The sequence below is a fragment of the Mycobacterium sp. RTGN4 genome, assembly GCF_033804635.1.
Taxonomy (GTDB): Bacteria; Actinomycetota; Actinomycetes; order Mycobacteriales; family Mycobacteriaceae; genus Mycobacterium.
Map to the genome: position 1 here is coordinate 1 of NZ_JAPZLB010000013.1, position 13,197 is coordinate 13,197.

Sequence of the window (13,197 nt, forward strand, 5' to 3'; positions counted from 1 at the left end):
CCCCCCCCCCCGGGCGCCCCCCCCCCCCCCCCCCCCCCCCCCCCGCCCCCCCCCCCCCAGCGTCGCGCCCCGCGGGGCGTGGTGGCCGGCGCCCCCCCCCCCCCCCCCCCCCCACTCCACAAATCGCAAGTCCTACGCGATCAATTCCACGTGCGTGGCATCGGCGACGGTCGCGTATCGCTCGGGGTTGCACGTCAGCACGATGACCTGTGAATCGCCACCGAAGGCGTTGAAGACTTCACCCATCTTGGTCAGCCGGACCGCGTCGGTGAAGCCGAGCGCATCGTCGATGACGACCGGGACGCCGTCCTCCTTGGCGACGAGAGCGGCCCCGGCCAGCCGCGCCACGACGCCCAGCTGCTCCTTCGCGCCGCCCGAAAGCGAGTCGTAGGGCACGGTCCGGCCAGCCAGCGTGCGGCTGCAGATGTTGAGCTCTCCGTCGATCTCCACCTCGAAGTCGTCCCCAAACACGATGCGGCCCAAGCGTTCGACCTCGCTTCGGAACGGGTCGACGTACCGCAGCCGTGCCGCGTCGCGGTGCCGCGTCATGACCGAACGCAACAACGAGGCTGCACTCGAACGACGCCGCAGCCGCCCGTATCCGGCCTCGGCGTGTTCACGTTCGGCCTCGGCGGTGTCGAGCCTGCCCTGTCGGCCTTCGCTGCCGAACACCTTCAGCTGTGCCGCGACGTCGCGCAACTGCTCGCCGATTTCGTCATGTCGGCTGGCGAGCGTAGCGGCGATGTCGCAGGCAGCGGCCAGCTCGTCAGCGACCGCGTCGGGCGCGAGCCCTGCGAGTTCTGCCTCAAGCGCTTCGGCCTGCTGCGCGGCGCCGTGCGCCCGTTCGGCGGTGGCGGCGGCCTTCACCGCCAACTGCTCGTCGGTGGCCGAGCTACGCAGCTGGCCCAATTTGTCTGTGGCCTTTGCCAACTCGGCTTGGGTGGCCGCCAACTTCTCAGACAGCACGGTGGCCTTGGTGGTGAGCTCACCCGCCGCCGCAGCGGCCGTCGTCGCGGCTTCGCGGAGCGCCAGGGCATGCTCGCGAGCGGGCCGATGGGCAGCATTCGCCGACTCGAGCTCGACGCAGGCAGTCTCGGCATCGCCGGTGCAGTCCGCAGGAACGCCCAGTCGGAGCTCGACCACCTTCGCGCGTAGGGCTTCGACGTCGTCGTCCCCGAGCAGGCCGTTGCGCGTCGCACTCGCCCGGTCCCTGGCCGTCTCGACCTCGCGCCGCCGCTGGTCCATTTCGCGGGCGGCGGCCACGTCGGGCACACCCGCGCGCTGCAGCACCGCTGCGAGTGCGCCGCGCGCCGAGTCAAGCTTGTCCTGAGAATCCGCGGCCGGCGCGCCGGGCACGATGCGCACGGAGAGCACGCCGGGCGCGTCGACGTCGGTGGTCGAGGTAGCGGCGACGGAATGCACCGAGCCCGCCGCGAGCTCGATCAGCTCGCCGGCGACACGCACCTCGATGTCGGCGACCGCGGTGACTTCGACTCGGGCAGAGGCCAACTCGGCCTGCATGACAGCGCGATCGACGGCCGCGTAGGCCGTCTCGACCTCGCGCATCAAGGACTCCGAGACGGTGATCTTGGCCAGCACCTCATCGCTGTTGCGCAGCTCACCGCAGAGCACCTCGATCTTGGCGATGCGCTTGGTCAGCCGATCGGCTTCGTCGCGGCGGGTGATGGCATCGACGGCCTGGCGCGCATCCTGGACCCGCACGTCGCTTGCCTCGGCAGCTACGCGCGCGGTTTCGGCAGCTGCCGCTGCGGCCGCGCTGACCTCCGCGGCTGACGCCTGCTCCTCCACGACCCGCTGAACGGATGCGGTCAATTCCGTGACGACGGCGGCGCGCACTTCGACGTCGGCCGTCAACGAGGCGCGCTCTCCGACCGCCGCAACGGACGCTGCATGCGCGGTCTGGGTGGCCTCGGCGAGCCCGCGGGCCTGCCCAAGCCGCTCGACGAGCGTCGCTATGGTGGCCGCGGCCGCCTGCGCTGCCTCGAGGCGCTGTGCCGCGGCCGTGCGCTCCAGCGCTGCGCGGGCAAGGCGCTCGGTGAGCTCGCCGTGTCGCACTACCGCGCCGTCGACCTCTGCGACTTGGGCCGCGCAGTCAGCCACCTGCGCGACGGCCAGTTCCAGCCGCTTCGTCGCGGCTAGCCACTCCGCGGTGGGCCGGCCCGTGGCCGTGAAGTACTGACGGTATTCCGCGTCGATCTCGTTGACTAGGAGCGGCTCCGTTCCCGACGACGCGACCACCTGGCCGGCCGCCACATCCAGCGCGCGCGACAGGGCGTCACAGCCGGTCAACTCGACCGGAGCCGTCGACGTCGCTTGCAGCACCCGCTGCGCACGCCAGAGTTCCATGTCGACGTGCTCACCGAGAATGCTCAGCACCCGCTCGTGCGCTTCGTCGCCCGTCAGCTGCTCTCGACGCGGGGCGAGCACCGTGAGTTCGGTGAGGGCCTGCTTGTGAAAGCGCTTGCGGTACACGAATCGGTAAGGACCCGTGGATATTTCGGCGATCACCTCGGTCGCGACGTCGGTGTGTGTGGGTTTGACCTGCTTGACTTCCCTTTTGCCCGAGCGGTCTTTGGCCGCCAGCAGTAGGTCGAGCGCCTCGATCATCGACGACTTGCCGATTTCGTTGGCACCGCTGATCACGACCACTCCGCAGTCGGGAAACTCGAGCTCGCGGTGGGCGATTCCGCGGTAGTTCGTCAGGACCAGCCGGTGCAGCTTCACGCCGCGGTCCCCCTGTCGACGAGTCGCAGCAGCAAGGCGAGCGCGGCTTGGGCGGCCTCGGCCTCGGGGCCGTCCGACCGCGCGGTGGCCACCAACTCATCGACGGCGGCGGCTGCGAACCCTCCGACTCCGAGGTCGTCGAACTCACCGTCACAAGGGATCACGGCGAGCTCGGTGTGGCGCTCCCACGTGGTCAGTGCAGCGAACAGCCGTGAGTACCTGTCGAGGCACGCGTCGAGCTCCGCCTTGTCGGTAACCGTCAGCGAGCCCGAGAGTGCGAGCCGCACCACGGTGCACTCCTTGTCGGGCAACAGATCTAGGTTGAGCCCGAGGTCCGTGACGTCACGATCATTGTCGACCGTGTGCCGCAGGGTAAGGAACTTCCAGCGCCCGACGTGGCGTGCACTCACCGACACCGGACGATGCGGGGCATCGGTGTCGATGTCCACGATCAGCACGTGTCCGGGATCCGACTCGACGTCGTCGTAATTGGTGACCTCTGGCGCGCCCGAGTACCAGACCCGGCCGGTGGATCCAACCTCGGTGCGAGAGTGCTTGTCGCCCAACGCCACATAGTGGATGCCGCCGCGCTCGAGCGCCGCCTCGACAGCCTTGAGGCCGATGATCGACGGCTTGTCAGGATCGGGGTCGAGCACATCGACGCCACCGTGTCCGACGAGAATGCGGGTGACGCCATCGGCGGGCAGGTCCAGGAGCAGCTCTGCCACCAGGTCTCGCGTCGGAGCCTTGGAACGCCAAGGGGCGGAGACGATCTGCACACCGGGCGCCACCTCGAGCACACCCGAGCGATCGAGCACTGTGACGTTGTCAGGGCACTCGGCGGTGAACAGCGCACTCGTATACACCGAACCTGCATCGAGCGGATCGTGGTTGCCGGGCAGCAGATACACCGGAACGCCGATGGCACGCATGGCCTCTAGCGACTGCCCGACGACGGCAGGCGCAAGCTGGTTGCTTTCGAAGACGTCGCCCGCAACGACGACGAACTGGGCCCCCGTCTCGGCGACCAGTGCACCGAGCCCGGCGACGACGTCGCGGCGGGCAGCCGAATACCGTGGCTGCGCCTCACCGTTGAGGAAGTGACGGGTCATGCCGAGCTGCCAGTCGGCGGTGTGCACGAATCGCATCTGAGCGGCCCTCCTTCCTGTCGTTAACCGGGGCATGGCGAGTGTAGGTCCGCCGACCGACAAGTCAGCGGACCTCGCGCGGCATGTAGCGGATCACCCGCAGCAACCGGGTGCGCAACCGGTTACCGTAAGTGACGTGAGCACCCCTGACCGCACGTTGTTGCTGCTGAGGCACGCGAAGTCGGGCTATCCCGACGGCGTGATCGACCACGAGCGGCCCCTTGCCCCGCGCGGTGTTCGGGAAGCCGGCCTTGCCGGCGACTGGATTCGGGCAAACGCGCCTGCCGTCGACGCAGTGCTGTGCTCGACGGCTACTCGCACCCGGGAGACCTTGGCCCGTACTCGCATCGACGCGCCGACCCAGTTCGTCGACCAGCTTTACGACTCGACGCCGGGCCTGACGCTCGACGTGATCAATGGGCTCGAGCAGGTCTTCGACTTCGACGTGAGGACGTTGCTCGTCGTCGGCCACGAACCGACCACGTCCGAACTCGCGCTCGGGCTGTACGCCGACGGCGACCACGCGGCCGTCGAACAGATGGCGATGAAGTACCCGACGTCAGCCGTCGCGGTGTTGCGGACCGCCGAGCCATGGTCGCGGCTCGAGTTGCGCGGTGCGACGGTGGTCGCGTTTCACGTGCCTCGGTAGTTGACTCAGCTGCTCGTATTCAGCGTCAGCTCCATCAGCTTGATCGCCATGCCACACGCGTCGATACCCGGAGCCTGAGGGTTCACCCACCAGCCGACCACGCCCGCCGCGTCACTGGCCACTCCGCACGCACCGTTGGCATCGGTGGTGTGCAACACGATCGAGTCGACACCGTTGATGCGCCTGCTCTCGATCTGGTACTTCAGGTTCTGCGCAACCGCACGCTCGTTGTCGAGGCTGCCCTGCTCGAACCAGAACCGGGTGATGTCGATGAGGCCGGCCGGGTTGGCCGCCTGCCAGCGGCAGATCGCGCCAACGAACGTGCTCTGAATGTCCAGTGGGTCGGCGCCGACGGTCTTGGCGAGGATGTCCTCGGTGAGCACGTCGCATTCCTTCAACAGATTCGGGTACTTCTTCATCGAATCGTCGTTGCGCGGCACGTCGGAGGTGCCCTCCTTGGTGGCCGTGCCCTGCACCGTGCGTCCGCAGCCCACCGTCAACGTGGTCGCCGCCAACACGGCGACTACGCCTGCCAGCACTCGTCGGCCTCTACTCATCCCACTCACTTCGCGTTCACGATCGATTGGCGGGTGACTTCCTTCGCGACGGCACACGCATCGGGGTACGGCTTCTGGGCGAAGCTGATCGACCACTCGATGAAGTCGTCGTTGAACTGAATGCCGACCTCGCACAGGCTGATGCCGAGATTGGGATCGTCGCTGTAGGCAATGAACCCGTCGTGACCCTCGATGTTGACGTCCTCCACGCTGGTGCGCGTCAACTCCTCGGTCTTGCGCTCCCGACCGATCGGGCTGCCGCGATACCAGGAGAACGAGAAGTGCGGGCCGAGGATCCCGCCGCCTGCCAACCACTGGCAACCGACCGAGTTGCGGGCGGTCTGGACTAAACCGGGGACCTTGGTCTGATCGGCGATGACCTGGTCGCTGACGCCGCCGCACTCCGGGAACATCGGCCCGTGTTGGGACGCGCCCTGCTGCGGTGCGTTGGTCTGGGGAACGTTCGGCCCCGCCGGTTGGTCCGAACCCCCACAGGCAGCCAATAGCGGGATCATCGCCGCGGCCGCTGCGACGAGCACCTTGACGTTGCGCACCTTGGGCGTGCGGAGCGACGGGATGTTTCCCGCGGTCAGGCCGCCGCGTCTTGCAATCACGCCCGCAACTGTAGCGGCAGCCCGGAACGGCAACCACCGACATGCCGATTGACCTGGTCTTTTCTTGCCACATTTCGCGTCGTGACCGAGCACGGCCCGACCAGGAAGGTATGCGACAGTTACCAGATGCTCTGGGCTCTGCTGCGGCAGCACGTGCGGCCGTACCGCAGGCTGCTGGCCATCGTGGCCGCGTTGCAGGTCGTCAGCACGCTCGCCTCGCTGTACCTGCCCACCATCAATGCGGCGATCATCGACGACGGAGTCGCGAAGGGCGATACCGGCAGAATCACCGAACTCGGCGGCATCATGCTCGCGGTCACCGGCGGGCAGGTGGTGTGCGCCGTCGGCGCGGTGTACTTCGGCTCGAGGGCGGGCATGGGCTTCGGCCGCGACCTGCGGTCGGCCATCTTCCACCACGTGACGGGGCTGTCGGCCGAGGAGACCGCGCGGTTCGGTGCGCCGACGCTACTCACCCGCACCACCAACGACGTTCAGCAGATTCAGTTACTGGTGCAGATGACCTGCACGATGTTCATCACCGCACCCATCATGAGCATCGGCGGCATCGCGATGGCCGTCCACCAGGACGCCGGATTGTCGTGGCTGTTGCTCGTCAGCGTTCCGCTACTCGCGGTGGCCAACTACTGGATCGTGTCGCATCTGCTGCCGCTGTTCCGGACCATGCAACGGCTGATCGACAACATCAACCGCGTGATGCGCGAACAGCTGTCGGGGATCCGAGTCATCCGAGCGTTTGCCAGGGAACCTCTGGAGCGGGTGCGGTTTGGCGAAGCCAGCCAACAACTTTCGGACACCGCCCTTGCGGTGGGCCGCTGGCAAGCGTTGATGCTGCCCGTGACGACGCTGGTGGTCAACGTGTCCAGCGTGGCGTTGATCTGGTTCGGCAGTCAACGCATCGATGCGGGCCAAATGCAGGTCGGATCGCTGATCGCGTTCCTGTCCTACTTCATGCAGATCCTGATGGCCGTGCTGCTGGCGACCATCATTCTGGTCATCCTGCCCCGGGCTTCGGTCTGCGCCGAGCGCATCACCGCCGTGCTGACCACCATCCCGGCGATCGCCAGCCCAGCGCATCCTACGATGCCTTCGGCAGTCACGGGGCGGCTCAGCATCGAATCCGCAACGTTCAGCTATCCGGGCGCTGATCGCCCTGTGCTGCAAGAAGTCTCGCTCACGGCATCACCGGGGACCACCACCGCGGTGGTCGGCTCGACCGGGTCTGGCAAGTCAACGCTGATCTCGTTGGTCTGCCGGCTGTTCGACGTGACGGGCGGAGCGGTCCGCATCGATGACGTCGACGTCCGCGACTACGACATCGAGCAGTTGTGGACGACGCTCGGCGTGGTGCCGCAACGCGGCTACCTGTTCTCGGGCACCGTCGCCGAGAATCTGCGGATCGGCAAGGCCGACGCGACCGCCGACGAGATGTGGGAGGCGTTGCGGGTAGCGGCGGCCGACGGCTTCGTGTCTGCTCATCCCGAAGGACTCGACATGCCCGTCGCGCAAGGCGGCATCAACTTCTCAGGCGGACAGCGCCAACGGCTGGCCATCGCGCGCGCAGTCATCCGCCGGCCCGCCATCTACCTGTTCGACGACGCGTTCTCCGCACTCGACGTCCACACCGATGCACGGGTCCGCGCTGCGCTTCGCGAGGTGTCGGCGACCGCGACGGTACTCATCGTCTCGCAACGCATTTCGACGGTGGCAGAGGCCGACCAGGTCGTGGTCATCGACGACGGCGTCGTGGTGGGCGTCGGAACGCATGAGTCGCTGCTTGCCGACTGCCCGATCTACGCGGAGTTCGCGGACTCCCAGTCCGTGGGCGGAGCCGGGCCGCCGGCGACCTTCGATACCGCTGGGGAGCCGCGGTGAGCGGCCCGATGAACCGGCGGATCGGTGTCGAGCCACCCGCGACGCGGTCGAAGGACTTCAAGGGCTCGGCCCTGCGGTTGGTGAAACGGCTTACTCCGCAACGGGTTATGACCGTCACGGTGTTGCTGCTCGGCATCGGCGGAATCGCGATCGGAGTGATCGGACCACGCGTGCTTGGCCACGCGACGGACCTGCTGTTCAACGGGGTGATAGGCCGCGAACTGCCTGCGGGGATCACCAGGCAACAGGCCGTCGACGCCGCCCGGGCCAGGGGTGACGACAGTTTCGCCGACCTGCTGTCCGGCATGAACGTCATTCCTGGGCATGGTGTCGACTTCGGCGCCATCGGCCGCACTCTGCTGCTGGCGCTTGGGTTGTATCTGATTGCCGCCCTGCTCGTGTGGCTGCAGGCCCGACTGCTCAACGTGACCGTTCAACGCACCATGGTTGCGCTGCGGTCCGACGTCGAAGACAAGGTGCATCGACTTCCGCTGTCGTACTTCGATTCACGACAGCGCGGTGAGGTGCTCAGCCGGGTGACCAACGACATCGACAACATCCAGACGTCGCTGTCGATGACGATCAGTCAGCTGCTGACGTCGGTGTTGACCGTGGTGGCCGTGTTCGTGATGATGTTGACGATTTCGCCGCTGTTGGCGCTGATCACCGTCGTTACCGTGCCGCTGTCACTGCTCGCCACGCGCACGATCGCGCGCCGCTCACAGCGGTTGTTCATCGCGCAGTGGCGCAACACCGGCCGGTTGAACGCGCACATCGAGGAGACCTACAGCGGGTTCACGGTGGTGAAGACGTTCGGCCATCGGGCGCTGGCCGAGGACAAGTTCGGCGAACTCAACGGCGACGTCTACCAGGCCAGCTTCGGGGCGCAGTTCCTCTCGGGTCTGGTCGGCCCGGCGACGACGTTCATCGGCAACGTGAGCTATGTCGGCGTTGCGGTGATCGGCGGAATCCAGGTCGCGACGGGCCAACTCACGCTCGGCAGCATTCAGGCCTTCATTCAGTACGTCCGCCAGTTCAATCAGCCACTCACTCAGGTGGCCGGGATGTACAACACCATGCAGTCTGGGATCGCCAGTGCGGAAAGGGTATTCGAACTACTCGACGCCGACGAGCAAACCCCCGAGTCACCGGCTCCCGGCGCGGACCGCCCGCTCGCCGGCCGCGTCGAGTTCGAGCACGTCGACTTTGCCTACCGGCCGGGCACACCGATCATCGAAGACCTCTCCCTGGTCGCCGAGCCCGGCAGCACCGTCGCGATCGTCGGCCCTACGGGAGCTGGCAAGACCACCCTGGTGAACCTGCTGATGCGTTTCTACGAGGTCGACTCCGGTCGGATCCTCGTCGACGGCATCGACATCGCGACCATGGCTCGTCACCAACTGCGCTCCCGGATCGGCATGGTGCTGCAGGACACGTGGCTGTTCGGCGGCACGATCTACGACAACATCGCCTACGGCAAGCCCGCCGCGACCGAGCAAGAGGTCGTCGAGGCGGCCGAGGCGGCTCATGTCGACAGGTTCGTCCATTCGCTGCCGAAGGGCTACCAGACCTGGGTCAACGATGACGGCAGCAACATCAGCGCGGGTGAGAAGCAGCTGATCACCATCGCTAGGGCGCTGCTCGCCCAGCCACGACTGCTCATTCTCGACGAGGCCACCAGTTCGGTGGACACCCGCACCGAACTGCTGATTCAGTTAGCCACGGCCGAACTTCGCCGGGATAGGACGAGTTTCATCATCGCCCACCGACTTTCGACCATCCGAGACGCCGACCTGATCCTGGTAATGGAGGCCGGGCAGATCGTCGAGCGTGGCACACACACCGAACTGCTGGCCCGCCGCGGCGAGTACTGGTCGATGACGCAGGTCTAACCCTGCGATTTCGGCGCGCTTTTCCGGGCACGACCCCGAATACCGCGCCGAAATCGCGGGAGGGGGTTAGAGCGACGGGCCCTCGGCGCGCAGGTCGTCGACCGTCGACATCGCCTCGCGCAACTTGCCAAGCCACTCGTCGGCGTGCTCGCCGACCAGCCGTACCGACCACGCCAAGGCGTCCGAACGCGAGCGGGCCACGCCCGCGTCGACCAAGACGTCGAGCACCTGGCGCTCCGGCTGCTTAAGGCGCGTCATCACGGGAACGGCGATGTGGGTGAACAGGATTCGCTCCGCCGCCTCGCCACTCCCGATCTCGACGCCCCAGGCGACCTTGCGACCGTAGCGGTGCTCGGCCTCGTCGGCGATCCGCATCCGCTCCGAGCGGGTCTCCTCGCGGAAGCGCGCGGCCCGACCCGACGCGCGGGCCTCGCTCTCGTCGCCTTCCGGCTCGGGCAGGTGGCCGACGACGGTGATCTCTTCACGGTCGACGACGACGCTGGGGTCGCCCGCGAACCAGGCCTCGGGGAGTCGACCGGCGATCCAGTCGGGGGCGTCACTTGCGTCGGGCTGTTGGGCTTGCTGCCAGCCGCCGGAGCGGCCGCGGTGATGGTGAGTTCTCATGATTACATGATTACACCGTTACAGCTGTAAAGGAGCGCAGTTCACCACGGGCGAACGCCGGACCTTCCGCTAACGCTTCCGCAGCAGTGCAGCCCCACCGCCGAGCACCAGCGCAATGAACAGCAGCGCCGCCCATCCGCTCCCGAAAAGCCACCACACGACACCCAGCGCGACGATGCCGGGTGCCGCCGCGAACAACACCATGCCGGGGTGTTGCTTGACCACCGCTAGGGCGCCCTTGGCGCGCAGCGGGTCGATTTCCTTTGCCATATGCCCAGGATGCCAGTTCAGGGCGCCGCGGCGGTCGATCTGCCCCAGAGCGTCCATCGGATTGCCATACAGTTCCTGTGAGCCGCCTGCGAATGGGCGGACTTCTAGCGCAAGGAGCAACGCGGTGACTGCACCTGGACCCGGCAGCTGGCAACCCGACCCCGAAGGTCGTTACGAATACCGCTGGTGGGACGGCCGGAATTGGACCGAGCAGATCTCCCATCAGGGGCGGACGGGCACCGCACCGTTGGGCGGCGCGCCCGCGCAGGCCGGCCAGGGCACCCCACCTGCATCTGCCGCGCAACCCTCCGGCGACGGCTTCGCGGGCATCACCGGCGACCTGGTCGACGGACGGTTCAGTGAAAAGGAAGCAAAGCCGATCGCGAACCAGAACAGCAAGCTGCTCCGGGTTCGGTTGGGCGAGCCCTTCATGGCACGCCAAGGCGCGATGGTGGCCTACCAGGGCAATGTCGACTTCGCGTTCGAGGGCGGCGGCGCGGGGAAGTTTCTCAAGAAGGCGCTCACCGGCGAAGGCCTGCCCTTGATGCGCTGCCAGGGCCAGGGCGACGTGTTCCTCGCCGAGCGTGCCTACGACGTGCACATGCTGAACCTGAACAACACCGGCCTCTCGATCAGCGGCAAGAACGTGCTCGCGTTCTCCTCGAGCCTGGACTGGAACATCGAGCGCGTGAAGGGCGGCAGCATCGCGACCGGCGGGCTGTTCAACACCACACTTCGCGGCACGGGGTGGGTGGCACTGACTACGGACGGTCCGCCGGTGGTGCTCAACGCAGCCGAGGCGCCGACGTTCGCCGACACCAACGCCGTCGTGGCGTGGTCGGCGAGCCTGCAGACCCAGTTGAAGACGAGCTTCAAGGCAGGTGCGCTGATCGGGCGTGGTTCCGGTGAAGCACTGCAGGTCGCGTTCCACGGCCAGGGTTTCGTCATCGTCCAACCGTCGGAGGGCATCCAACTCGCGACGCAGTAGGGTGCCGACACATGGCGCTCTGGGGATCCGACGTCCGCCAGGGATCGTTCGGTGGACACGACGGACTGGTCTACTCCGAGGGTCCGTCGACGTTCGACGATCTGCTCACCGGAACGTCGGCGTGGACGGACCGAACCTTTCTCGTACACGGCGAACGCAGGATTTCCTTCGCAGCGTTCCGCAACGCCGTCGGCGCGGCGCGTCCGATGCTGGCGGCGCTCGGCGTCCAGGCCGGCGACCGGGTCATGGTGTACGGGTACAACAGTCCCGAGTGGATCGTCGCGCTGTGGGCAGCGTGGGTCAGCGGCGCGGTTCCGGTGCTCGCCAATCGGTGGTGGAGTCCCGCCGAACTCGACCACGCCGTCACGCTGCTGCAGCCTCGACTGGTGCTGTCCGACGCCGAGTTGACCGTCGATGCGCCGACGAGCCCGCTCGGCGACCTGGGTGCCGCGTTCGACGCAGTGGGCGACGGCGCGACCGGCCCCGACACCGACGGTGACGCGCCTGCCGTGGTGCTCTTCACCTCCGGCAGCTCGGGCATGCCGAAAGCCGTTGAGCTGTCGCGTCGTTCGGTCATTTGCAACCAGCACAACATCCTTGCCCGCAACGGCCGGTTTCCACACCTGCTCACGGACGAGTCCCCACAAGCGGTCAGTCTGGCCACCACGCCGATGTTCCACGTCGGGGGACTGTCGAGCCTGCTCACCCACTTCCTCACCGGCGGGAAGATCGTCATCACCGAAGGCCGCTTCGACGCCGGACAGATCCTCGGGCTCATCGAACGGGAACGCATCCAGGTCTGGGGCGCGGTGCCCACCATGGCGATCCGGCTGCTCGCGCACCCCGACTTCGACTCGTTCGACCTGAGCAGCCTGAAGTCCTGGCCGCTGGGTGGCGCGCCGGTCACCACCGACCTGCTCGACCGGATCCGCGCGAAGGTTCCGAACCTGCGCACGCGCGGCCTCAGCAATACCTGGGGCATGACCGAGGCGGGCGGGTTCCTCACCGCGGCCGTCGCGCGCGATCTGGCGGCCCACCCCGGCACCGTCGGCCGCCCGTACCCCGTCGTGGAACTTCGGATCGCCGACCCCGACGCCGCCGGCGTGGGCGAGGTGCTGGCCCGCTCCCCCACGGTGATGATCGGATACGCGGGGATTGCCGATGACGACACCGTCGACGAGGACGGCTGGCTGCATACGGGTGACCTCGGGCACCTCACCGACGACGGCTACCTCTTCATCGACGGGCGCAGCAAGGACGTCGTGATCCGCGGCGGCGAGAACATCGCCTGCCCGCACGTCGAGGCGGCCATCGCCACTCACCCGGCCGTCGTCGAGGTCGCGGCCATGGGGATTCCCCATCCTGACCTCGGCGAAGAGTTGGTGGCCGTGGTCGTACACCGGGTCGACACTCCTGCGCCGACGCAGGACGCGCTGGTCGACCACGTCTCCGCCACGCTGTCGTACTTCGCCATCCCGACGCGGTGGGAGATCCGCTCCGATCCCCTGCCGACGTTGGCCGGGGAGAAGGTCGACAAGAAGTCGCTCGCTCGCGGATTCCGCGGGTGAGAGCTAGCCAACTACCCATACCCCCCATGGGTATATAGTGGGGTCATGAGTTTGGTCTTCGAAGTACGCGGTATGAGTTGCGGGCATTGCGTCGCCGCCATCACGTCGGCGGTCTCCGCGCTACCCGGAGTCACCGGCGTCGACGTCGACCTGGCCGGCGGCGTGGTTCGCGTCGACGGCACCCCGGACGCCACCGCCGTCGGTGCGGCCATCGACGACGCCGGCTACGAACTCGCCCAATCAGCCTGA

General features: G+C 67.3%; 12 protein-coding genes. 6 read left to right on the forward strand and 6 right to left on the reverse strand.

Annotation, left to right across the window (positions count from 1 at the left end):
• Positions 1-132 precede the first annotated feature (132 nt).
• Positions 133-2,745 carry an AAA family ATPase gene (locus tag SLQ30_RS24235; RefSeq protein WP_319449341.1) on the reverse strand — a complete coding sequence of 871 codons (2,613 nt, stop codon included), beginning with the start codon at positions 2,743-2,745 and terminating at the stop codon, positions 133-135.
• Positions 2,742-3,893 carry an exonuclease SbcCD subunit D gene (locus tag SLQ30_RS24240; RefSeq protein WP_319449342.1) on the reverse strand — a complete coding sequence of 384 codons (1,152 nt, stop codon included), beginning with the start codon at positions 3,891-3,893 and terminating at the stop codon, positions 2,742-2,744. Before SLQ30_RS24240 ends, SLQ30_RS24235 begins: the two co-directional genes overlap by 4 nt.
• Positions 3,894-4,029: 136 nt before the next feature.
• On the opposite strand from SLQ30_RS24240, the gene SLQ30_RS24245 reads away from it, so the two are divergent.
• Complete coding sequence (locus SLQ30_RS24245; RefSeq protein WP_319449343.1) at positions 4,030-4,542, forward strand: SixA phosphatase family protein; 513 nt, start codon at positions 4,030-4,032, stop codon at positions 4,540-4,542.
• Positions 4,543-4,547: 5 nt separating this feature from the next.
• On the opposite strand, the gene SLQ30_RS24250 is transcribed toward SLQ30_RS24245, so the two are convergent.
• Together SLQ30_RS24250 and SLQ30_RS24255 are read right to left on the reverse strand one after the other, a co-directional pair.
• Positions 4,548-5,099: a DUF3558 domain-containing protein gene (locus tag SLQ30_RS24250; protein WP_319449344.1), complete on the reverse strand. Its 552-nt coding sequence runs from the start codon at positions 5,097-5,099 to the stop codon at positions 4,548-4,550.
• A gap of 5 nt (positions 5,100-5,104) precedes the next feature.
• Entirely contained in the window at positions 5,105-5,614 is a 510-nt protein-coding gene (locus SLQ30_RS24255; protein ID WP_319449492.1) for a DUF3558 domain-containing protein, read from the reverse strand.
• 225 nt (positions 5,615-5,839) lie between these two features.
• On the opposite strand from SLQ30_RS24255, the gene SLQ30_RS24260 reads away from it, so the two are divergent.
• A complete protein-coding gene (locus SLQ30_RS24260; RefSeq protein WP_319449493.1) occupies positions 5,840-7,606 on the forward strand; it encodes an ABC transporter ATP-binding protein in 1,767 nt (588 codons plus the stop codon).
• An 8-nt stretch (positions 7,607-7,614) separates the two neighbouring features.
• Positions 7,615-9,498 (forward strand): ABC transporter ATP-binding protein, encoded by a 1,884-nt coding sequence (locus SLQ30_RS24265; RefSeq protein ID WP_319449494.1) that lies wholly within the window; start codon positions 7,615-7,617, stop codon positions 9,496-9,498.
• Between the two features lie 66 nt (positions 9,499-9,564).
• Here the strand turns inward: SLQ30_RS24265 and SLQ30_RS24270 are convergent, their stop codons facing one another.
• Complete coding sequence (locus tag SLQ30_RS24270) at positions 9,565-10,122, reverse strand: hypothetical protein (protein ID WP_319449345.1); 558 nt, start codon at positions 10,120-10,122, stop codon at positions 9,565-9,567.
• Between the two features lie 69 nt (positions 10,123-10,191).
• Entirely contained in the window at positions 10,192-10,392 is a 201-nt protein-coding gene (locus tag SLQ30_RS24275) for a hypothetical protein (RefSeq protein WP_319449346.1), read from the reverse strand.
• 124 nt (positions 10,393-10,516) lie between these two features.
• Between SLQ30_RS24275 and SLQ30_RS24280 the strand changes: the two genes are divergently transcribed.
• The 3 genes from SLQ30_RS24280 to SLQ30_RS24290 are packed head-to-tail and all read left to right on the forward strand — an operon-like array spanning position 10,517 to position 13,197.
• Complete coding sequence (locus SLQ30_RS24280; RefSeq protein ID WP_319449347.1) at positions 10,517-11,380, forward strand: AIM24 family protein; 864 nt, start codon at positions 10,517-10,519, stop codon at positions 11,378-11,380.
• A gap of 11 nt (positions 11,381-11,391) precedes the next feature.
• Complete coding sequence (locus SLQ30_RS24285) at positions 11,392-12,948, forward strand: class I adenylate-forming enzyme family protein (protein WP_319449348.1); 1,557 nt, start codon at positions 11,392-11,394, stop codon at positions 12,946-12,948.
• Between the two features lie 45 nt (positions 12,949-12,993).
• Positions 12,994-13,197, forward strand: a complete 204-nt coding sequence (locus SLQ30_RS24290) for a heavy-metal-associated domain-containing protein (RefSeq protein ID WP_319449349.1) — start codon at positions 12,994-12,996, stop codon at positions 13,195-13,197.